Genomic DNA, 22,464 nt, shown 5'->3' with positions numbered 1-22,464 from the left:
CGCTTCTTAGGCAACTCTATTTGTTGTCTTTATTTTAATATCAACCTATTGGTGTGACGAAGCTCATGAATAGTTCCTGCACCAATTCCGAACATGGCCGTACGCAGTTCAAATTCAATTCGTTCGAATTGCTGCATCAATTGCTCCTGAGAGATATGATTGCTGCTGTTCGCCGCTTGCGGCAGTAATACCCGCCCGAAACCTGCAAGATCCGCGCCTAGCGCAATAGCTTTGGCAGCGTCAACGCCCGTACGCAAGCCCCCACTTGCAATAATGTTTGCATGCGGCAGCCTTCCGCGAATTTCTATAACACTCTCAGCGGTTGGAATTCCCCAATCGGCGAACGACTCGGCAGCCTGCCTTCTCATATCGTCAGTAGAACGGTACTTCTCGACCTGACTCCAAGAAGTGCCTCCTGCGCCAGCCGCATCAATAAATGAGACGCCTACACCAGCAAGCGCTGCTGCTGTATCAGCATCGATGCCCCAACCGACTTCTTTGATGCCAACAGGTACATCAAGCGACTTGCAAACCTGCTCTATCAAAGACAATAAATTACGAAAATCTGTGTCACCCTCAGGCTGAAACACTTCCTGCATGCTGTTAAGATGCAGGACGAGTGCATCCGCTTCAGCTATATCAACCGCTCTATAGCAAGATTCTACTCCAAAACCGTAATTAAGCTGAACCGCGCCAATATTAGCTATGACTGGGACGGTAGGGGCATCTTTTCGAATGGAGAACGAAGCAGCAAGTTGTTCATTTTCGATTGCGGCGCGCATGGAACCAAGACCAATTGCCCACCCCTTTGCCTCTGCAACAACGGCCAATCTACGATTAATAGCACCTGCTTCATCTGTTCCTCCAGTCATGGAGCTAACGAGCAGCGGAGCACCTAACTTTTTGCCAAACCATTCTGTATTCAGACTCACTTCCGCGAAGGATAGTTCTGGCAGCGCATTATGCTTAAAGCGATACCGCTCCAAGCCCGTCTCAATGCCCACGCTATTTACCTGCTCCTGCAAACATATGCGTATATGCTCTCCTTTACGCTTTGCAGTCGCTGCTTGCTGATCTACTGACATGCTTGTTCCTCCCAAGCTTAAACGGCTAACGCCTTCTATGGCAACGCAGCTCATATTTTGCTTATCTATCTTCTAATTCTAATATCCGACTAAACGACTATGTACTATTTTAACATAAAATTCGGTTTCACGCCCCCAACTCCACGACTTTGACACATAAGGTGAATAAACCTGAATGAAGAACAAGAACTGCCGCAAGGAATAGTTCTTCCAGCAAATGTGGCATCCTAATAAAAGTCAGTCGTCGATTGAATATAAATGAGTCTAGGCCAGCTCCTGCGTCTTATTCTATATGTGCAGAGGCAATACGTTGTCACACAAATAAATGATTTTTGCAATCATTTATTTGAATTTTACAATCATTTTATATTGTTAATCCGTCGAAACTCATATAAAATAAAGTTAACAAAAACGTTCTAGGAGGACTTAACATGGAAATGATTATATTTGATACACAGAAGGAATTGGATGCTTATGCAGCGGAGCTGTTTGTAAGTACCGTAAATGAGAAACCAAACGCAGTACTTGGTCTTGCAACAGGATCGACACCTATCGGAATTTATGACAAAATAGTAGAGCTATACAATGAGAAAAAAGTTAGCTTCAAGGATGTAACGACGTTCAATTTGGACGAATATGTGGGACTAAAACCTGAGAATGACCAAAGCTACGCCTATTATATGAACCAACATTTATTCTCGCATATCGATATCTCAGCAGACCAAACCCATTTGCCCAACGGTATGGCTGCGGATGTTGAGCTTGAATCCACATCTTACGATGCAATGCTTGAAGCTCAACCAGTCGATGTCCAACTGCTTGGTCTCGGCCACAACGGTCATATTGGATTCAATGAACCTGATATTAACCTATCGGGCGGCACTCACGTCGTTAAATTGAAAGAGGAAACTCGTGAAGCAAACGCTCGTTTCTTCGAATCCATGGATGAGGTACCTGAGTATGCAATCACAATGGGCGTAGGTTCGATATTGAAGGCTAATACGATCGTCTTAGCTGTTCGTGGTGCTGATAAAGCGAAAATTGTAAAAGAGGCACTTACTGGTCCGATTACGACTAACGTACCAGCTTCGCTGCTGCAAACACATCCTCGCGTCATTGTATTGCTCGATCGCGAGGCAGGAAGGATGTTAAGCTAAATGACAATAAGCTCTAATAACTGGATCATTCAAAACGTAAATATCGTGCTTGAAGACAAGGTTGTTAATGGCAGTGTCGTCGTGCAAGAAGGAAAAATAACAAAGATCGTTGCTAAGGATGACAAAGGAGCTGCTGCTGCAGTTTCAGAAGAACTGCATTCCATTGATGGACAAGGAGGCTGGCTGCTTCCAGGCTTTATTGATGTACATGTTCACGGCGGCTTCGGCGCGGACTTTATGGATGCCAGCCGTGATAGCTTCGATACCATTACTAAGTTTCATGCTTCACAAGGCACGACTGGAATGCTTGCCACAACGATGACCGCTCCCAAAGACGCAATTGAAGATGTATTGCATGCGGTAGCTGATTACCGCAGCAGCGAAATGCCTTTTACTGCGTTGTATGGCGTACATCTAGAAGGACCCTTCATTAGCGAGCTTTGGCCAGGCGCCCAAAATCCGGCTCATATCAAAAACCCTCAGCTCGAATGGCTGCAGCAATGGGAAGCGAGCTGGCCTGGTCTTATTCGTCAACTCACGTTGGCACCTGAGAAAAGTGGTTCAATTGAGACCATTGCTTGGCTTGCTGAAAAAGGTATTGTCACCGCTTGCGGGCATACGGATGCGGTCTATGAGGAAGTCATTGCAGCCGCTGATGCCGGTCTTTCACAAGCTGTTCATACGTATAATGCCATGCGTGGTCTACACCATCGCGAGCCGGGTACACTAGGCGCTGTTCTAACAGATGACCGTATTGCAGCTGAGCTCATTGCGGATGGCATACATGTGCATCCAGCGGCGATACGACTGGTGATTGCTGCGAAGCCTTCAGACAAAGTGATATTGATTACGGATGCGATGGCTGCAGCTGGCATGCCGGAAGGCGAATATAGTCTAGGTGGATTACCTGTTATTGTTAAGGACGGGGAAGCACGATTGCGTGAAGGCAATGCCCTCGCAGGCAGCTGTTTAACGATGATTAATGCGATTCGCTTCATGCTTGAGCACACCTCGTTATCCATTGAAGAGATTAGTCGTTTTGCAAGTGCTAATCCAGCGAAGCAGCTTGGTATATTCGAACGTACGGGCACCATAGAAAGCGGTAAGCAAGCTGACCTTGTTTGGATTGACACGGAAATGCGCGTTCAACAAACTTGGGTACAAGGCCGTTCCGTATTTGAAGCTTAAACTGGGTCATTTACTAATAATCATATAGGTAACAAATGGGCTGTCCCGCAAGCAGGTTATTCCTGCTTGTTGGGCAGCCCTTTCTTAATAACACGTAACCCGCCGAATTGAGCTTTCTGAATATAAAAAGAGGTTCCGCTTCATAGGGTCAGTGACCGTTTGAAACGGAACCTCTTAAACATGATGTTAATTTGTCACATGAACGGAAATACCATTACGCAGCATCTCGGCTGTAAGTTCCTCATTGAGCGGGGCATCTGTAATGACCCCTCGCAGCTCGGATAAGGAGGCAATCGAAAACAACGAGGTACGATCTGTTTTGGAATGATCAAATACGGCATATGCTGCTTGTGAACGTTTAATGAGTGCTTTAGCGATTTGCGCTTCCTGCTCGGAGTATGTCGTAATTCCGCCAGCGGCAGAGATGCCATCGACTCCAATGAACATCTTTCCGATATGTAGATGGGCCACCATTCCTTCTCCAAGAGGACCACATAGCTCGAAGCTGTTATGGCGCATTATGCCTCCGGTAACAACAACCTGTATATCGCTGCCCGCAAGCTCCATCGCGATATTAACCGCATTGGTCACTACCGTTATTCCTTTTCGGGACTTTAACGTCTTTGCAATGAGAAAGTTTGTCGTACCGCCAGAAAGACCGATCACATCTCCTTCCAAAATTAGGGAAGCAGCAAGCTCAGCGATATGTTCCTTTTCCAGAATCGATAACCCTTCCTTCTCCGCAAAAGGTAAATCCCTCACCGTATTCATTCCATCATACATCGCACCGCCAATTGTCCGAATAATGGGATAATCAGCTTCCATTTGCTCGAGATCTCGACGTGCCGTCGCCTCCGAACAGCCGAATCGCTCCACCATTTCGACTATCGTCACCCGACCTTGCTGCTTCAAAAGCTGCAACAAAGCTTCACGGCGACGCTGCCCCTTGTTTCCGATCAATTCAGCCATGATCAGCGCTCCACCCAAGCTTTGGCGGACATCCGCTGCTGGACGACGCTCCATTCAGGCAGCGCTTCCCAATCGCCTCGCATTTGCACGACTAAAGATCCGTTGATACTAGCAAGACGCACCGCTTCAACGGGGGATAAGCCCTTCATTATTCCTGCCAAGAAACCTGCACAAAAACCGTCTCCCGCACCAACTGTATCAATCACTTGTTCAGCCGGGTAGAATGGCAAGCTCTCTTCCTGCCCTTTGTTCAAGACGACTGTCGTATCTCCTCTGCCTTTAATGACAGACACAGCCTTCAACTCATTGAGTCGACCTTTAATTAGTTCATAATCATCTGTTTCATACAATAGCTTAAGCTCGTCCCAGCCTGGCAAAAAGTAATCCGCATCTGCAGCAAACGGCAGCAGTGTTGCGCGAGCCTCTTCTATTGACCAAAGTTTAAGCCGAATGTTTGGATCAAAACTTACAAGTACGCCTGCTTCCTTGGCAATGTCAACAGCGCGGCGAAGTGTTCTCCTGCAATCGTCACTTAGTGCTGCAGTGATACCGGTTACATGAAGCAGCTTAGCTCCGCGAATGTAATTCTCATCAAGCTGTTCAGGCAGCATTCGACTGGCTGCCGAATGCTTTCTGAAATAATGTACAGCAGATCTACCCGCTACATGCTCACGAAACATCATACCCGTCGGTGATTCTGTGCTAAGCTGAGCGCGAGATACATCCACACCCTCGCCGCGCAATGTTTTCAATATTATTTTGCCAAACGGATCGTCGCCTAGAGCGCCAAACCAGCCAACCGAAGCGCCAAGACGTGCAAGTCCTATAGCGACATTGCTTTCCGCTCCGCCAAAGCTTTGTTCCAGCGTAGCAGCACGTTCGATCGACTTGTGCTCCTGCGGCATAAACAAAGCCATTGATTCGCCAAACGTTACAATTTGCGGCGATGATTCAAACACGTAAAATCCCCCTACAGCGTCATATAAACTACATTGTAATTGTTAGCTTTCAATCATCGGAAATTTCATAAAGTAAATAATAACGATATACAGCACCAATACGATCATGCTCATTACGCGAGCTTTGTTAATATGCGCTGTCGCGCTCTTGCCTTCTTGAATAGATGCAACAACTAGTTTAAGCGGTTTGGTCATAATACCGCCTAGTGCAGCTATCGCTAGGAATAGCAATACGACAATAATCATCCAAGCTACAGTGTAATCAGCTTGAGACATCAAGTATCCGCCTGTAAGCAGCTGAAGCACTAGGAAATACTGTGCAATTCGATTCGCCGAAAGCAAGCCGTCCGCGAGTCCCCCTTGTCCAACACCAGCTAGCTTAGATGCTCTGCCTACCATAATGGGCAGCACAATGTAGAATCCCATTCCTACTGCACCTAGCACGTGCAAAAATATCATTACATTAAACATTTGAACTCCTCCTGTTTTTGGTAAAGCGTAATCAACGATCCGCTTTCGCCAAAATCGTATCTATAAATAGTTTATCAGAAATGAGATTTTTTTCAAATGACTCCGCTCCTGAACCGCTGTATTATACACTTTTTGACGACTTAATGCCAAAAACGTTCCCGGAATTTTCACACTTTAATGCAAGTTCTCATGATGAACGTACTGGACTTAGAACTAAGACTTAAATCCATACTTACTCATAACCCCATGAATTGCAAAATATGTGACTTCCTCTGGCAAAACGTCTTTAATCGGTCGCAGCTTTTCAATTCCTTGCTCACCAATGGCTTGTACGATCATCTGCTCATATTCCGCCGGTATGATGCGGCTCCAATCGACCTCTTCACCTTCATCCGCGCAGCGTATGATATGGCCTTCAATCGTCACTTTGCTTAATCCTCGTTGTTGCGCTATTTCATCCGTTTCAAGCCCGGTTTGAAACAATGCAAGAGTACTTAGATGACTCGGCTGCTCATCGCTTAATCCACTCTTATTAGAAGGCGCTGACGATCTAGCTGTATTTCCTATGACGCCCTCGGCATCCCCTTCATTTCCAAACGAATAAATAATAGAGAGCAAATCCTCGCCGTATTTCTGCGCCTTCGCCGCGCCAATCCCCTTAACGCTTAGCAGTTGCTCATCATTTTGTGGACGAGCATTCGCAATTTCTCGAAGTGTTGCGTCAAAGAACAGCATAAATGGCGGAACGCCTTCTAGCGCCGCTTTCTCTTTACGCCAATGCTTAAGCGCATCGAATAAAGGAGAAGCATTCGCAAGATCGGAGGAAGCAGCTTGCCTCACGGTAGCTCTTACTCTTTGCATAATGGATTCTCGGCCTTCCAGTACAGGAAGTGCGTTTGCAGTTAAAGACACAACAGGATACTGCCCATCACTGAGCTTTAAGTACCCTTCAGAAACGAGCCAATACAGCCAATCCGCAATTTCCTTCTCAGGCAAATGGCGCATTAAGCCGTAAGTAGACAAGCCGTCGAGACCAAATTCAAGCAAACGTTTGTCACGTGACCCTTTTAGTACTTTAGCCGCCATCGTAACTCCGAAGCGCCCTCTCATTCGACCAACGCAGGAGAGCGCCATCTTCGCTTCTTCTGTCCGGTTAACCGGCTCGCTCTTATCGAGACAGCTGCTGCATTTGCCGCAAGCTACGACATCGGTTTCACCGAAATAATCGACGATAAACTGCTGCAAGCAGCGCTGTGTCCGACTATAATTCATCATGGTGTGAAGCTTAGATAGTTGAATCGACTTGCGCTCCGAATCTCCAGTACCTTGTTCGATCAGGAAGCGCTGTACTTGCATATCAGCAGGCTCAAACAGAAGAATACATTCGCTCTCCTCGCCGTCCCGTCCTGCACGGCCCGCTTCTTGGTAGTAGGATTCAATGTCGCTGGTCATTTGCCAATGCAGCACATAACGTACGTTTGGTTTATCGATGCCCATCCCAAAAGCATTCGTTGCGACCATCACACGGATATCATCGAAACGAAACTTCTCCTGCGTATCGGCACGTTCAACGTCTGACAATCCGCCGTGGTATTTTCCTGCTAGGATGCCCCTTCGTGTTAGCTGCTCATATACATTTTCTACTTCTTTTCTCGTTGCTGCGTAGATGATGCCTGACTGGTCTTTGCGCCCCGATACAAAGCTTTCAAGAAATTTTTTCTTGTCCACACCCGTAACGACAGAGAGAGACAAATTCGGTCTAGCAAAACCTGTAACAAAAATACTAGGATCACGCAGCTTGAGCATTTCTGAAATATCCATCGCTACTTCATTCGTAGCCGTAGCTGTAAACGCAGCTACAAGCGGACGATCCTTCATTCTTGCAATCCAGCCGGCAAGCTGGCGATAGCTTGGACGGAAGTCATGTCCCCATTGCGATACGCAGTGGGCTTCGTCAATCGCAATGAGCGGGATTGTAAGCTGCTCTGACAAGGACTGGAACATTGGCGCATCAAGTCGTTCAGGAGCCACATACAACAGCTTATACTCGCCATTCATTGCGTTACGCATCACTTCTCGATATTCAGCTGCTCCTAATGAACTGTTAAGAAACGCAGCTGATACACCAACCCGTCTTAGCGCATCGACCTGATCCTTCATGAGCGAAATGAGCGGAGATATCACAAGCGAAGTACCCGTCAGGAGCATCGATGGAATTTGATAACAAATCGATTTCCCTCCACCGGTCGGCAAAATAGCCAGTGTATCACGTCCGTTCAATATACCCGATATAATATCCTCCTGCCCTTTGCGGAAAGAGTCATAGCCATATACTTGCTTCAAGGCTTGTCTTGCTTGTTCGATCAACCTGTACCCCTCCCAAAGTAAAGCTTGTTTACCGTAAAAATAAACAGAGGACCCTGGCAGCATTCTGTCAGGGTCCTCCCAAACGCATTCATTCATAAAAGCAGCAGTTTAGTTTGCTTACTAGCCTTTTACTAACTCGATAACGTTGCGTACGGATTGAGCAGATTTATCAAGTGCAGCTTTTTCTTCAGCAGTCAAATCAAGCTCAAGCACTTTCTCGATGCCGTCACCGCCAATGATTGTTGGCACTCCCATAAACAAATTATCATACCCGTATTCGCCTTCAAGTAAAGCGATAACCGGGATGATACGTTTTTTGTCTTTAAGGATAGCTTCTGTCATTTGAACTAAGGAAGCTGCGGGCGCATAATACGCGCTGCCGTTGCCAAGCAGATTAACGATTTCGCCGCCGCCAACACGTGCACGTTGTACGATTGCTTCTATACGTTCTGCTGAAATAAGCTTCTCAATTGGAATACCGCCAACGTTCGAGTAACGAACGAGTGGAACCATATCGTCACCGTGACCGCCAAGCACGAAGCCGCGAACGTCTTCAACAGATACATTAAGCTCTTGTGCAATAAATGTGCAGTAGCGAGCAGTATCAAGAACACCTGACTGACCGATTACGCGGTTTTTAGGGAAACCAAGCGCATGGAAAGCAGCAAAAGTCATCGCATCAACCGGGTTGCTTAGAATAATAACATAAGCATTCGGGCTCGAAACTTTGATGTTTTCGCAAACGGATCTAACAATGCCTGCGTTAGTACTGACAAGATCGTCGCGGCTCATACCCGGTTTACGAGCGATACCAGCAGTGATAATGACAACATCGGAATCTTTTGTATCTTCGTAGTTGGCAGTACCGATAATGTTTGCATCTACTCCAAGTACCGGAGTCGCTTCAAGCATATCAAGCGCTTTGCCTTTAGTCGGGTTTTCAAGAGGTGCAATATCAACAAGAACAACATCACCTAGTTCTTTTTGAGCCAGCATAAGTGCAGTAGTCGCACCTGTAAAGCCTGCTCCTACGACAGTGATTTTTTTGCGTTTAATAGCCATCTTGTGAAAATCCTCCCATAACAATATGTTTTGAAGGGGAGACCCCTTTGACCCTTTCGAACCCACCTAAATCCTCCCTTCCAAGGGAGGACCCCAAGGCGCTGCGCCCTCTGGACACCTGCGAATTGGACTAACGTTGGAGAACGACCGATGTGTCTATGCGACTGATGAGCTTGGATCGCTTTCGTCCCTTCGGGACACGCTTTACGTTTAGAGCAAGAGCAAGGTATTGTCCCTGCGGGACGTCATTCCCTAATACGAAGAGCAAGGAATTGTCCCTGCGGGACGTCATTCCCTAATACGAAGAGCAAGGAATTGTCCCTGCGGGACGTCATTCCCTAATGCGAAGAGCAAGGAATTGTCCCTGCGGGACGCCATTCCCCCTAATGCGAAGAGCAAGGAATTGTCCCTGCTGGACGCCACTCCCTAATGCGAAGAGCAAGGAATGTATCCCTGCGGGACGCCATTCCTAGCGCTTAGAGCAAGGAATGACGTCCCATAGGGACGCCATTCCAAAGATGAGGGGACAAATGTCCCCTTATTTAGGTGAAGATTGGACTACATGTTTTTGATGATTTCGTCTGCGAAAGCGGAACATTTAACTTCTGTTGCGCCTTCCATCAAGCGAGCGAAGTCATAAGTTACTGTTTTGTTGTTGATCGAAGCTTCCATACCTTTATAGATAAGGTCAGCCGCTTCTTGCCAGCCAAGGTGCTCAAGGAGCATTACGCCGGAAAGGATTACGGAACCTGGGTTTACTACGTCAAGGTCAGCGTATTTCGGAGCTGTACCGTGAGTTGCTTCGAAGATTGCGTGTCCAGTCAAGTAGTTGATGTTCGCGCCCGGAGCAATACCGATACCGCCAACTTGTGCTGCAAGAGCATCGGACAAGTAGTCGCCGTTCAAGTTCAATGTTGCGATAACATCAAAGTCAGTTGGACGAGTAAGTACTTGTTGCAAAGCGATATCAGCAATTGCGTCTTTAACGATTAGCTTGCCAGCTGCTTCTGCGTCTTTTTGAGCTTTGTTTGCAGCGTCAGTGCCTTCTGCTTCTTTAATGCGGTCGTATTGACCCCATGTGAAAGTTTCGTTAGCGAATTCTTCTTCAGCCACTTCGTAGCCCCAGTTTTTGAACGCGCCTTCTGTGTATTTCATGATGTTGCCTTTGTGTACCAATGTAACTGATTTTTTGCCATGCTTGATTGCATACTCAATCGCTGCACGAACAAGACGTTTCGAACCTTCTTTCGATACTGGTTTGATGCCGATACCGGAAGTTTCTGGGAAGCGGATTTTGTTAGCTCCCATTTCGTTTTGCAAAAATTCGATTACTTTTTTCACTTCTGCAGAACCTTCTTGGTACTCAATACCCGCGTAGATATCCTCAGTGTTTTCACGGAAAATTACCATGTCAACAAGCTCAGGACGTTTTACTGGGGAAGGTACGCCAGTGAAGTAACGAACAGGACGCAAGCAAGTGTAAAGATCAAGTTCTTGACGAAGTGCAACGTTCAAAGAACGAATGCCGCCGCCGATTGGCGTAGTCAATGGTCCTTTAATAGCAACGATATATTCGCGGATTGCTGTAAGTGTATCAGCAGGCAACCACTCGCCGTACTCGTTGAATGCTTTTTCACCGGCAAATACTTCGTACCAAGCGATTTTTTTCTCGCCGTTATAAGCTTTCTCTACCGCTGCATCAAGTGCGCGTTTCGAAGCTTTCCAAATGTCGCGGCCTGTGCCGTCGCCTTCGATGAAAGGAATAATTGGATTGTTAGGTACTTGAAGAACACCGTTGTCAATTGTGATTTGTTCGCCTTCTGTTGGAAGCGCGAATTTTTCGAACTTAGCCATGAATAAAATCCTCCTTAGAATTGTACCTGCTATACAGCAAGCATGAGTTTATATTATGTCGTGTTGAAATATAATCATGATTGCAACTGCAAGCTTTCAAATGATTATACTTGGTGAAAAAATAGAACGATGTGTTTATTCACTCTATTCTACCATTATAACTTAATTAAGTAATTAACGCTGCTCAATCGGAACGTACTTCGCATTAACCGGACCAACATAATCAGCACGTGGACGAATTAAGCGGTTATCTTGATATTGCTCAAGGATATGTGCACTCCAACCAGATACGCGGCTGATCGCAAAAATTGGTGTAAACAGATCACGTGGAATTTCTAGCGTTGTGTATACAGAAGCGGAATAGAAGTCAACGTTCGGCTTCAGGCCCTTTTGTCCTGTTACTAACTCTTCAATTTTGACAGACATTTCGTAAAGCTCCATGTTGCCTGTCAGCTTACCAAGCTCGCGGGACATTTTTTGTAAATGTTTCGCACGCGGATCGCCGTTTTTGTATACACGGTGTCCAAAGCCCATAATTTTATATTTGTTCGCAAGCGCGTTGTTAATAAAGCTCTCAACGTTAGCAGCAGAACCGATTTCTTCAAGCATAACCATTACCGCTTCGTTTGCACCGCCATGAAGCGGACCTTTCAAAGTGCCGATCGCGGATGTTACGCCGGAATAAATGTCCGACAGCGTTGCTACGGTTACACGAGCAGCAAACGTCGATGCATTCAATTCGTGGTCAGCATGAAGAACGAGCGCTTGATCAAGTGCTTTAACAGCAACTTCAGCTGGCTCGTTTCCAGTAAGCATATATAAGAAATTATAAGCAATGGATACTCCTTGCTTTGGAGCTACAGGCTCTTGTCCTAGGCGGATACGTGCAAATGCAGCAATAATTGTAGGCAATTGCGCTTGCAATTTAATTGCTTTCAGTTGATTCGCCTCTGGTGACATATCGTTAGCTAATTCGTCGTACAATGCCAAGCTGGATACTGCCGTACGAAGAGCAGCCATAGAGTTCGTGTTTTTTGGATATAGCTTGATTTGATCAAGCACGCCTTGTGGCAGCGCAGCAAATTGATCCAATTGCTTTTGCAGTCCATCAAGCTCGGAACGATTCGGTAATTTACCATACCATAACAGGTAGGCAACCTCTTCAAAAGTAGCATTTTCCGCAAGATCATCAATATCTATACCACGATATGTCAATTCGCCATCTATAATCGAACTGATGGATGACGCCGCAGCGACAATTCCTTCGAGACCTTTAGTTGCTGTCATCGTTCTCTCTCCTTTAACATGGTTATCGTAAACATTAAAAAGGGGTCGTTGTTTTGTACCGTCGACTTCAATCATAAATGATTTTGACAAAGAAGTGAACAAATACGGACATAAAAATGCTTTATCAGCATCATTGATTTTTTGAATGACCTATGTAATACAGTAGCACATTGTAGCGCAGAAACGCTAGTTTTTGTCGACAGCTTATTGTTCCACCGGGCACGTTCGAATATACCATTTTAGGTAAATGATCAGGTAAATTGTGGACAAATAAAGATTTTGTAAAGGTAATAAAGGCATCAAGCCATGCAAAAATGATTGAGGCTGAGATTAACACTGAAGCATAAACTATTTTTACAGAAACGGATAAAGTGGTAAAATGTCAAAAGAGAACGAACAGAGCAAAATTTGCCGTATTGGAGGCGCTATATGACAGGACAACGCATCGGAATTATTGACATAGGCTCCAATTCCGTCCGGCTCGTCGTTTATGAGAGGACTGCAAACGGCGCTCATCGTGTGGCGGATAGCAGTAAACGGCCTGCCAGACTAAGCGAACGTATTGACGGAGACGGTTGTCTCCCAGATACAGCGATCGATGAGTTAATCGACACGCTGTCTCATTTTAGCATGATTTGTACACATAATCATACCAGCAATATTCGAGCAGTCGCGACAGCTGCCATTCGAAATGCTAATAATCGATTAGACATTCTTAATCGCATCAAAGCGGAAACGGATTTGACCATTGAATTACTTTCCGGCGAGGATGAAGCATCCTACGGTTTTCTAGGCATGATTAACTCGCTCAATATTCGTGACGGACTGCTGATTGATATCGGCGGCGGCAGCACAGAGCTGTCTTTATTTCGCAACCGTGTACTCGTGCATTCGGTATCCTTTCCGTTTGGCTGCGTAAGCTTCAACAAACGTTTCGGTACCAAGGGATTGCTCTCAGACGATGACCTGCGGGCGCTTGAGACTATCGTCACAGAAGCTGCTCGAAATGAGTCTTGGATTGGGGAAACGCCCGGCTTACCGCTCGTCGGAGTTGGAGGCACCGTTCGTGCATTAGGAAAAATGCATCAAGCTGCACATAAATATCCCTTTCCTCAAACTCATAATTATCCGACTACTAGCGAACACGTTGACGAACTATTTCATCAAATGCGCAAGCTGCCGCTCGACAAAAGACGTAAACTACCAGGTTTGTCTAAGGACCGAGCCGATGTAGTCGTACCAGGTGTAGCAATTTTACGTGTATTGTTCCGCGCCACCAAAGCCTCTTATTATCGTATTTGCGGAGCAGGCCTACGCGATGGATTGTTCCATGCGACTAGATTTCCAAATCGCCCTAAATTGGATGATGTGCTGAAATATAGCCTCACTAATTTAAGCGCATTGCACCCGGAAGCTCCAAAGCAGCATGTGCTGCAAGTCAATCGAATAGCGCTAGAGATCTACGATGTCCTGAACTATGTTCATCCGCTAACCCCACGGTCAAGGGTGCTGCTCGATACTGCATCTCAGCTTTTCCGAATAGGGGCTTCTATTGATTATTATGAATATGCAAGGCATTCCTTTTACCTCATTATCAACTCTCACCTGAACGGGCTTACTCATCGGGAGATGATTATGACAGCAGCAATTGCTTCATACAAAAGCAAAGGCCGGGCTCGCCAGCACATCTCTGAATATAAAGAGCTGCTTAACGAATCCGACCTTGATATTATTTACAAACTAGGCTCTCTGCTTCAGCTATCAGCAGCGCTGGATCGAGGAGAAACGCAAGCCATTGCTCAGCTAAATGTTCATTTATCAGGCAATCAACTGCTTCTACGACCAATCCAGCCTCGTGGAACACTAGCTGTTGAGCAGCGCGAGGTTGCTGAGCTTGCCAGTGAGTTCAAAAAGTTGTGGGGTGTTAAACCTAGCCTCGATTATGAGGCTACGCACGTCCCTTCCAAGATGCAATAACCTTTGCCTCGAATTGACTGCGGAACGGCTGCTTATCGACACTAGAAATATGTTCATAAGTACCGTTCGGCTGCAACTCGCGAGCCTTAACGTTATCCTCAAGATTCAGTTGAAGCATATTTATTAATACTTGTCTAAGCTTAGTATCAAATACAGGGCACATTAGCTCGATACGCCTCGTAAGGTTACGAGTCATCCAATCCGCACTGGACAAATACACCTCTTCTTCACCGTTATTATGGAAGTACATAATTCTTGCATGCTCGAGAAAGCGGTCTACGATACTGATCACCTGAATATTTTCACTGCGCCCAGGAACACCCGGCCGCAAGCAGCATACTCCACGGACGATTAGAACTATTTTCACACCGGCTTGGGAGGCTTCGTACAGCTTGTCGATCATTTCTTGATTGGACAACGAATTCATTTTGGCAATTATACGTGCAGGTTTCCCCGCAATTGCATTCAATCTTTCCCGATCGATAAGACGATATAGCTTTTCCTTTAAATCTGACGGAGCTACGCCAAAAGCCTTCCATTCATATGGCGAAGAATAACCTGTTACCTCATTAAACAAAGCAGAAGCATCGCCGCCGATTATTGGATGTGATGTAAATAGTCCGATATCTGTATATAAGGTTGCCGTGCTGTCATTATAATTTCCAGTACCAACATGCACGTATCGACGAAGAGTCCCTTGCTCGCGTCTTACCACTAGCAAAATTTTCGCATGTGTTTTTAGACCAACTAAACCATAAACGACATGGCAACCAGCCTTCTCCAGTTGACGTGCCCAAGCGATGTTCCGTTCCTCGTCAAACCTCGCCTTCAGCTCTACGACTACCGTTACTTGCTTTCCTGCTTCTCCTGCCTTAGCAAGTGCTTGAACGAGTGCAGATTGACCACTCACGCGGTACAGTGTCATTTTTATTGCTAGCACATCTGGATCATAAGCTGCCTGCATAACAAAATCATTTACCGCATCAAATGATTCATAAGGATGGTACATGAGCACATCACGCTGCCGGATAACCTCAAACATATCATCAGTATGGTCAAACTCTCTTGGATAAATCGGCTCTAGCTTCTCATAACGCAAATCGTCATTACCTGGCACAGCAGCTGCGAACTTCATCAAGAAACTAAGATCTAGCGGACCGTCGATTTCGAATAAGTTATCTTCGATTTCGAGTTCTTCCGTCAGCATCTCAAGCGCATAAGGATGCATGCCTTTCGAAACCTCAAGCCTTACAGGGATACCCCAGCGGCGACGACGCAGCTCCTTCTCAATTTCCTCCAGAAGATCTTCTGCATCCTCTTCATTCAACGTAATATCGGCATCCCTTGTCAGACGGAAAGGATTAACCGAGAACGGAATGTAACCATTGAATAACGTATCTATGAATTGTTCGATCAAATCCTCAAGTAATACAAATTCCGTTTTCTTGCTGTTTATACGCCCAGGAACAGGGACGAATCTCGGCAAGATGGAGGGCACTTGCACAATCGCAAACAAAGGATCCTCTTCTGATTGATCTCCCTCTCGCTTTAGAAGCACCGCTAAATACAACTCTTTCGTATGAACGAGTGGAAACGGTCTGCTTTGATCAACTGCCATCGGCGTAAGTACTGGAAATACGATTTCATGAAAATAGTCCGAAACTGCCTTCGTCTGCGATACATTTAACTCTTCTAGTGAACGAATAAAAATGCCCTCGCGGCTTAAGCTGCGAAATACTTCTCTATATGTACGGTATTGGTCATGCACCATTTGGGTTGCCCGCTTAATAAGTCTTTTCCAGAGACCCGACGGCGTATAGCCGGTAAAATCAGTTTTGGATAAACCGGCTCTCATCTGCATCTGGATACCTGCAACTCGCACACTCATAAATTCGTCCAAATTGCTTGATACGATCGCCAAAAACTTTGCTCTCTCCAGCAATGGATTGCTGGCATCCTGAGCCTCTTGAAGAACTCTACGGTTGAATTCGATCCAACTTAAGTCGCGATTTACATAGTTGGACAAAAGCTTGGTCATTTCTCACGCCTCCTGAGTCATTTTACGAAATAAACTTACTTCTATAGCTTACGCTCCCGCTAGCATATCAAGACCAAAAGTGACAGGAAACGACTTTTATCTAGTTCATTATGATGCATGACTATTAGTGCAATGTTAATATATTGTAAATGTCACGTAAACATCAGAACCTTCCGATCTTAAAGTTGCCATTTCGGATTCTTTTTTCAATCTCACGCAGCATAATTTGTCTGTAAAAGGTCCGTGTCACTGGAATGAGCAGCGTAATGCCAACGATATCGGACAAGAAGCCAGGCAACAGCAGCAAAATACCGCCTGCCAGCACGCATAACCCATCCAAAAGCGATTGACCAGGAATTTGACCTACTTGCATTTGACGCTGAGCCTCACTCCACACTCTACGGCCTTCCATTTGAGCCAAATAAGCTCCCGCCAAACCAATGACGAGCATTAAGAAAAAAGTGCTCCAGCCCCCAATCCAACCGCTAACTAGGAACACTCCCCACATTTCCACTAACGGAACAACAATAATAACCGCCAATAACCATTTATACATGTTTGGACCTCCTCCAAAGTTTGCGGAGTAAACTTACTTCGTAAGCATAAGCTCGGTTTGCAGAGCAAACTTACTTCGTAAGCATAAGCTCGGTTTGCGGAGCAAACTTACTTCGTACGAAACAATTCATCTAGCTCAGGCATCACTTTGTTTAACCTGGCCGGATGCCACGCCTCGTTTACCCACACATGCTTGGTTCCGCCTTCTACTAGCAGTTCACCAGGCAATTGCTCGCTTTCTGACTGTTCTGATGCATGAAAATCACAAAGTTCCACCCTTCTCACCTGCGATTCAAAGGTAACACGGACGGGAGAGAAGTCTATAACCCGCGTGCATACTACAACAGTATCGTCATATCGGGCAGGCAGTATATATCGGCATTGCAAATCGATAACGGGCAGCAGCAAACCGCGCTCTTCGATTGTTTTATAGTCATAGCCCGCATTCCTTATCCATTCAGTACGTCCAATTTCGAACCAAGTTACATAATTCCCATGAAATACAACGCCCATCTGATCAGTCTCCTGATAACGAACGCGCAGCGGATGCAGAAACCAAGCGGAATTTGAAAGCATAAAAGTACCCCCAAAGTTATTTAAGTTGCTATAGCTCATAGATTAGCAAAAAGCGACGGTGAGATCACCATCGCTTTTGCTTTTTGTACTATGTTGTTCTTATATAAGGTACTGTTTTATTACAGTACTTTTGATTGGCCGTGATAGATAACGCCAGTTTCACCATAGATGGTTACTTCCATGCCATCTTGAAGCAATTCAGTTGCTTGCTCAATACCTAGAATAACTGGGATCCCAAGATTAAGACCTACTACAGCTGCATGGCTAGTAATTCCGCCTTGCTCTGTAATAACAGCTCCAGCTTTTTCAAAAGCAGGCATATATTCTTTATCAGTGGAGATCGTTACCAAGATGGAACCTTGAGTCGTTTTTGCGATTGCTTCTTCTGGTGTACGAGCTACAACAATTTTACCGATAGCTGTTTGGCTTCCGATGCCTTGTCCTTGTGCCAAAAGCTCGCCAATGTGGTGAATTTTGATAAGGTTTGTAGTACCTGCACGTCCAACTGGAACACCAGCTGTAATAACAACTGTATCTCCCAAGCTTAGGAAACCAGTGCTCATACCACCTTTTACAGCATTTTCGAACATTTCGTCCGTAGTGTCAGCTTCAGGACCTAGCACTGCAAATACGCCCCAGATAAGTGAAAGACGACGCAATACTTTCTCATCCGTTGTTACTGCAATGATTGGAGCTTTAGGCTTGTACTTCGAAACCATACGAGCTGTAAAGCCGCTTTGTGTCGACGTAATGATCGCTTTCGCGCCAAGGTCTAGAGCCGAGTTAGCAACCGCTTGGCTGATCGCTTCCGTAACGGAAACTTGTTGTGCATTCGCTTGTTTTGTGAAGATTTCACGGTATTCCAAAGCTGCTTCAGCACGCTCAGCAATACGAGCCATTGTTTGTACGGATTCAGTTGGGTATCTGCCAGCAGCTGTTTCGCCTGATAGCATAATCGCATCTGTACCGTCAAAGATCGCATTGGCAACGTCACTCGCTTCAGCACGAGTAGGACGCGGGTTGCGCTGCATGGAATCCAACATTTGTGTAGCAGTGATAACAGGTTTACCTACACGGTTACCTTTTTTGATCATGTTCTTTTGTACGAGTGGAACTTCTTCAGCTGGAATTTCAACGCCGAGGTCGCCACGCGCAACCATAAGACCGTCAGAAACCTCAAGAATTTCATCAAGATTTTCTACGCCTTCTTGGTTTTCGATTTTGGAGATGATTTGGATATGACCCGCATTGTGACGCTCAAGAAGCTCACGGATTTCAAGGACGTCGCTCGCTTTACGCACGAAAGAAGCAGCGATGAAATCTACGCCCATCTCGATACCGAATACGATATCATTCGCATCCTTTTCCGTAATACCAGGAAGGGAGATTTTCACGCCAGGTACGTTAACGCCTTTTTTGCTTTTAATTGGACCGCTGTTTACGATACGGCATACGATTTCAGTTCCATGAACTTCTTCTACCGTCAATCCGATCAAGCCGTCATCGATCAAAATCGTAGAACCAATTGTTACATCGTTTGGAAGGTTATTGTAAGTAATCGGAACGCGGTTGCGATCACCCAAAATGTCCTCAGTTGTAAGTGTAACCGTTTCGCCTTGGTTCAATTCGATAGGCTCTTCCTTCAGCTTGCCAAGACGAATTTCCGGACCCTTTGTATCAAGCAAAACCGCTACCGAAGTACCAAGTTCTGCATTCGCAATGCGGATGTTTTTAATACGGTTGCCGTGCTCTTCGAAATCTCCGTGGGAGAAGTTAAGACGGGCTACGTTCATCCCTGCTTTAATTAGTTTCTTTGTGTTTTCCAACGATTCGCTGGATGGACCGATAGTACAAACAATTTTAGTTTTACGCATGTTATGTTTCCTCCGTATACTGCCTGATATTCATTACTATACTTACACGACAACCCACTGCTTGTACAGTGAAATAATCATTTTTACATATAATTCATTATTGAACCGTCGGAGTTGCTTCCGGCGTCTGCTCCACGGGAGCATTCGTCTCGTCCGCTTTTTTACCGATATTCACTTCGACTGCTGTTCCGCTTGGCAATACTTCGGCCTGTTCAACTATTTTGAACTGACCTACCTTACGGAATTTATTATAACGATCTTCAATCAATTGCTCAGCGCTCATATCCATGAGCTCCTTCAAATGCTTCCATAGCTTATCTTTAATTCGCTCCGCTTGAACTTCCAAATCCTTATGTGCGCCGCCCTGCGGCTCTGCAACGATATCTTCAATTACACCAAATTCAAGTAAGTCTTTGGCTGTAATTTTCATCGCTTCAGCTGCTTGATCTGCCCTTGAAGCATCCTTCCACAAGATGGAAGCCGCTCCGTTTGGCGAGATCGCACTGTATATCGCATTTTCCAGCATCAATACGCGATTACCGACACCTAGAGCCAACGCACCCCCGCTGCCGCCTTCACCAATTACGATACAAATAATAGGCACGCCGAAGCCGGCCATTTCCCGCAGGTTACGCGCAATCGCTTCCGATTGACCGCGCTCCTCGGCGGTTTTGCCCGGATAAGCACCCTTCGTATCAATAAAGGTAATGATTGGTCGCTTGAACTTGTTAGCTTGCTCCATTAGCCGCAGCGCTTTGCGGAAGCCCTCAGGGTGAGGACTGCCGAAAAAACGAGCAATGTTCTCGCGAGTATCTTTGCCTCGTTGATGTCCAATAACAGTAACCGGAACACCATTAAGCTTGGCAAGACCACCAACAATTGCAAGATCGTCAGCAAATAGACGATCTCCGTGAAGCTCCATGTAATCGGTAAATACCGTTTGAATGTAATCTAGCGAAGTAGGACGCTGATGATGGCGCGCCATATGCATTTTTTGAGCCGGAGTCAGCTCACTGTACAATTCTTCTTCCAGCTGCTTGCACTTAAGCTCAAGACCTCGAATTTCTTCGGTGAAGTCGATACCCTTCTCCACACTTAGCGTCTTCAGCTCAGTTACCTTCTGCCGCAAGTCATTCAACGGTTTTTCAAAAGGCAGCTCACCCGCCATAGGATGTTTCCTCCCTTACGCAATGCATATCGAGCAGCTTTGCTAACGTAGGCTTCATATCTTTGCGGTGTACGACTTTATCCAATTGACCGTGCTGCAAATTAAACTCAGCCGTCTGGAAGTCGTCAGGCAGCTTCTGGCGAATCGTTTGTTCAATAACAATACGTCCGGCAAAACCGATCAACGCGCCAGGCTCGGCCAAATTGTAATCGCCCAAGCTCGCGAAGCTTGCCGAAACACCGCCAGTAGTAGGATCGGTAAAAATCGAAATAAACAAACCTCCAGCACCTTGAAACTTCGAAAGCGCCGCACTCGTCTTAGCCATTTGCATCAAGCTCAAAATACTTTCCTGCATCCGAGCGCCGCCCGATGTAGAGAAAATAAGAAGCGGCAGCTGCTTAGCATGAGCCGCTTCGATCGCTCTTGTAATCTTCTCTCCGACGACGGAACCCATACTGCCGGTGAAAAAGTCAAAGCTCATAACCGCTACAACGACCGGAAAACCGCCAATTGTCCCTTCTCCCGTCACAACAGCTTCGCGAAGACTCGACTTGGCCTTCTGCTGCTCAAGCTTGCTTGCATAACCTGGGAAAGTTAGCGGATCAACGGATTCCATGTTTGCATCGTATTCTACCAAATGCCCTTCATCGAGCGTCAATGCAATACGCTCCAATGCGCTTAGCCGATGATGATGGCCGCAGGAGGAGCATACCTTTAAATTCTTTTCCAACTCTTTGCTGTACTGAATTGTGCCGCATTTAGAGCACTTATTCATTAAGCCCTCAGGAACTTCACGCTTACGTGGTTCCGAAGGTATTGTTGCGTATTTTTTCTTAGTAAATAGATCCTTTATTTGCACGTGTGACACCTCTCAAGGCGCAATAGTATAGAGCAGTCCATCATAATGGCCGCATAATGGAGTTGAATACTTCTTGAACTTCCTCCAACTCGCCTGACGGAACTAGTATTTCGTATTGCTGTTTGGACAGATTGACGGAGCGGATTTTCACCAAAAACCCTTCATCCGTTAGCCGCTTCTTGATGTTATCTGCGATTTTTGCTGTTGGTGCGATATAAATGACCGTCCACATCATGGTACCTCCTGAAAACTTTGCTTCCGCAAAGCTCACTTACTAAGCACAGCTATCCCGGTAACAGGCCATATGATGTCATAATGATACCATAGTCAAGGGGAATCCGGCAAATCATATTGGTTTGCTTTCGGGTCCTGATGTGCAATTCGAGCAGATGCTGCAGCCGCTAAACCAGCAACCAAGTCATCTAGAAACACATGAATTCGTTTACCTTTTATATTTAATTGACGAATAATACCGGGTTTTACTTTATCCAAATATCCGAAGCTCGTCAATCCAATCATGCCATAAACATTTGTTATGCCGAGTGCAAGCGTCTCGTCCACACCGTATAACGACTCATCATTTTCCATAATTGATTGCAAGGGCTCGGGCAGCAATTTCTTCTCCGCTAGTTCATCTAGCGCTATGCCTGTATACATAACATATTGAACCTCTCGCTTTTCAAGCACCGCTCTTACGCTCTCTTCGCATTCTTCCTTCGTCAAATCACCGTTATAGGGACGCTGCAGCGTATACACAATTTCTGTTACATCGTCGATCGATACCCCTCGTTTTAAGAGCCATTTCTCGATTCCTGTCATAGGACTCATCCCTCCCGTAACTGCTTGTACGTTTATCTTGGAAACATAAGCGAGAGCAGATGACATTGTCCTAAAGCGGCGCTCACACTTCCCGAGCTCCATGGTCATCTCACTTGTATCTCTAAACATATGCACAGATAAGCCCTGACGTGCATAAGAAATACGGCTGTTTACAAGTTTTTCATAGAAGGGGATCGTC

19 protein-coding genes are annotated in these 22,464 nt (G+C 45.8%); 3 read left to right on the top strand and 16 right to left on the bottom strand.

Annotated elements, in window-relative coordinates; translation table 11 throughout:
* Positions 1-29: 29 nt before the first annotated feature.
* The gene (fni, locus tag AC0YN6_RS10095; RefSeq protein ID WP_475746650.1) at positions 30-1,085 is read right to left on the bottom strand and encodes a type 2 isopentenyl-diphosphate Delta-isomerase; all 1,056 of its coding nucleotides are present in this window, start codon (positions 1,083-1,085) and stop codon (positions 30-32) included.
* Between the two features lie 431 nt (positions 1,086-1,516).
* Between fni and nagB the strand changes: the two genes are divergently transcribed.
* Positions 1,517-2,242, top strand: coding sequence for a glucosamine-6-phosphate deaminase (gene nagB, locus AC0YN6_RS10090; RefSeq protein WP_475746649.1), 726 nt, complete (start codon positions 1,517-1,519; stop codon positions 2,240-2,242).
* Entirely contained in the window at positions 2,243-3,430 is a 1,188-nt protein-coding gene (nagA, locus tag AC0YN6_RS10085) for an N-acetylglucosamine-6-phosphate deacetylase (protein ID WP_475746648.1), read from the top strand.
* Between the two features lie 186 nt (positions 3,431-3,616).
* Here the strand turns inward: nagA and AC0YN6_RS10080 are convergent, their stop codons facing one another.
* From AC0YN6_RS10080 to citZ, 7 genes are all read right to left on the bottom strand, one after another.
* Positions 3,617-4,399: a DeoR/GlpR family DNA-binding transcription regulator gene (locus tag AC0YN6_RS10080; RefSeq protein ID WP_475746860.1), complete on the bottom strand. Its 783-nt coding sequence runs from the start codon at positions 4,397-4,399 to the stop codon at positions 3,617-3,619.
* Positions 4,400-4,401: 2 nt separating this feature from the next.
* The gene (locus AC0YN6_RS10075; RefSeq protein ID WP_475746647.1) at positions 4,402-5,358 is read right to left on the bottom strand and encodes a sugar kinase; all 957 of its coding nucleotides are present in this window, start codon (positions 5,356-5,358) and stop codon (positions 4,402-4,404) included.
* 42 nt (positions 5,359-5,400) lie between these two features.
* The gene (locus AC0YN6_RS10070) at positions 5,401-5,829 is read right to left on the bottom strand and encodes a hypothetical protein (protein ID WP_475746646.1); all 429 of its coding nucleotides are present in this window, start codon (positions 5,827-5,829) and stop codon (positions 5,401-5,403) included.
* 213 nt (positions 5,830-6,042) lie between these two features.
* Positions 6,043-8,196, bottom strand: coding sequence for a DNA helicase RecQ (recQ, locus tag AC0YN6_RS10065; protein ID WP_475746645.1), 2,154 nt, complete (start codon positions 8,194-8,196; stop codon positions 6,043-6,045).
* Between the two features lie 120 nt (positions 8,197-8,316).
* Positions 8,317-9,258 carry a malate dehydrogenase gene (mdh, locus tag AC0YN6_RS10060; RefSeq protein WP_475746644.1) on the bottom strand — a complete coding sequence of 314 codons (942 nt, stop codon included), beginning with the start codon at positions 9,256-9,258 and terminating at the stop codon, positions 8,317-8,319.
* A gap of 558 nt (positions 9,259-9,816) precedes the next feature.
* Positions 9,817-11,112, bottom strand: coding sequence for an NADP-dependent isocitrate dehydrogenase (gene icd / locus AC0YN6_RS10055; protein WP_475746643.1), 1,296 nt, complete (start codon positions 11,110-11,112; stop codon positions 9,817-9,819).
* Positions 11,113-11,286: 174 nt separating this feature from the next.
* Positions 11,287-12,399: a citrate synthase gene (gene citZ, locus AC0YN6_RS10050; protein WP_475746642.1), complete on the bottom strand. Its 1,113-nt coding sequence runs from the start codon at positions 12,397-12,399 to the stop codon at positions 11,287-11,289.
* Between the two features lie 429 nt (positions 12,400-12,828).
* Here citZ and AC0YN6_RS10045 point away from each other — a divergent pair, with 429 nt between their 5' ends.
* Positions 12,829-14,376 carry a Ppx/GppA phosphatase family protein gene (locus AC0YN6_RS10045; RefSeq protein ID WP_475746641.1) on the top strand — a complete coding sequence of 516 codons (1,548 nt, stop codon included), beginning with the start codon at positions 12,829-12,831 and terminating at the stop codon, positions 14,374-14,376.
* Here AC0YN6_RS10045 and AC0YN6_RS10040 read toward each other — a convergent pair.
* From AC0YN6_RS10040 to AC0YN6_RS10005, 8 genes are all read right to left on the bottom strand, one after another.
* Positions 14,348-16,414, bottom strand: coding sequence for an RNA degradosome polyphosphate kinase (locus AC0YN6_RS10040; protein WP_475746640.1), 2,067 nt, complete (start codon positions 16,412-16,414; stop codon positions 14,348-14,350). The two genes, AC0YN6_RS10045 and AC0YN6_RS10040, sit on opposite strands and share 29 nt — an antisense overlap.
* Positions 16,415-16,577: 163 nt before the next feature.
* On the bottom strand, positions 16,578-16,970 hold the full coding sequence (locus AC0YN6_RS10035; protein ID WP_475746639.1) for an FxsA family protein: 393 nt from the start codon (positions 16,968-16,970) through the stop codon (positions 16,578-16,580).
* A 107-nt stretch (positions 16,971-17,077) separates the two neighbouring features.
* The gene (locus AC0YN6_RS10030) at positions 17,078-17,545 is read right to left on the bottom strand and encodes an acyl-CoA thioesterase (protein ID WP_475746638.1); all 468 of its coding nucleotides are present in this window, start codon (positions 17,543-17,545) and stop codon (positions 17,078-17,080) included.
* Between the two features lie 119 nt (positions 17,546-17,664).
* A complete protein-coding gene (pyk, locus tag AC0YN6_RS10025; RefSeq protein WP_475746637.1) occupies positions 17,665-19,419 on the bottom strand; it encodes a pyruvate kinase in 1,755 nt (584 codons plus the stop codon).
* A gap of 97 nt (positions 19,420-19,516) precedes the next feature.
* Positions 19,517-20,587, bottom strand: coding sequence for an acetyl-CoA carboxylase carboxyltransferase subunit alpha (locus AC0YN6_RS10020; protein ID WP_475746636.1), 1,071 nt, complete (start codon positions 20,585-20,587; stop codon positions 19,517-19,519).
* Positions 20,577-21,446: an acetyl-CoA carboxylase, carboxyltransferase subunit beta gene (gene accD, locus AC0YN6_RS10015; protein WP_475746635.1), complete on the bottom strand. Its 870-nt coding sequence runs from the start codon at positions 21,444-21,446 to the stop codon at positions 20,577-20,579. Before accD ends, AC0YN6_RS10020 begins: the two co-directional genes overlap by 11 nt.
* Before the next feature lie 40 nt (positions 21,447-21,486).
* The gene (locus AC0YN6_RS10010) at positions 21,487-21,678 is read right to left on the bottom strand and encodes a glutamate decarboxylase (RefSeq protein ID WP_076267800.1); all 192 of its coding nucleotides are present in this window, start codon (positions 21,676-21,678) and stop codon (positions 21,487-21,489) included.
* Between the two features lie 95 nt (positions 21,679-21,773).
* On the bottom strand, positions 21,774-22,265 hold the full coding sequence (locus AC0YN6_RS10005; protein ID WP_475746634.1) for a phosphatidylglycerophosphatase A family protein: 492 nt from the start codon (positions 22,263-22,265) through the stop codon (positions 21,774-21,776).
* Between the last annotated feature and the right edge of the window lie 199 nt (positions 22,266-22,464).

The organism is Paenibacillus sp. J22P15, assembly GCF_056269345.1.
Note: the sequence above shows the minus strand (reverse complement) of the source record. Positions and strands in the feature narration are given on the sequence as shown.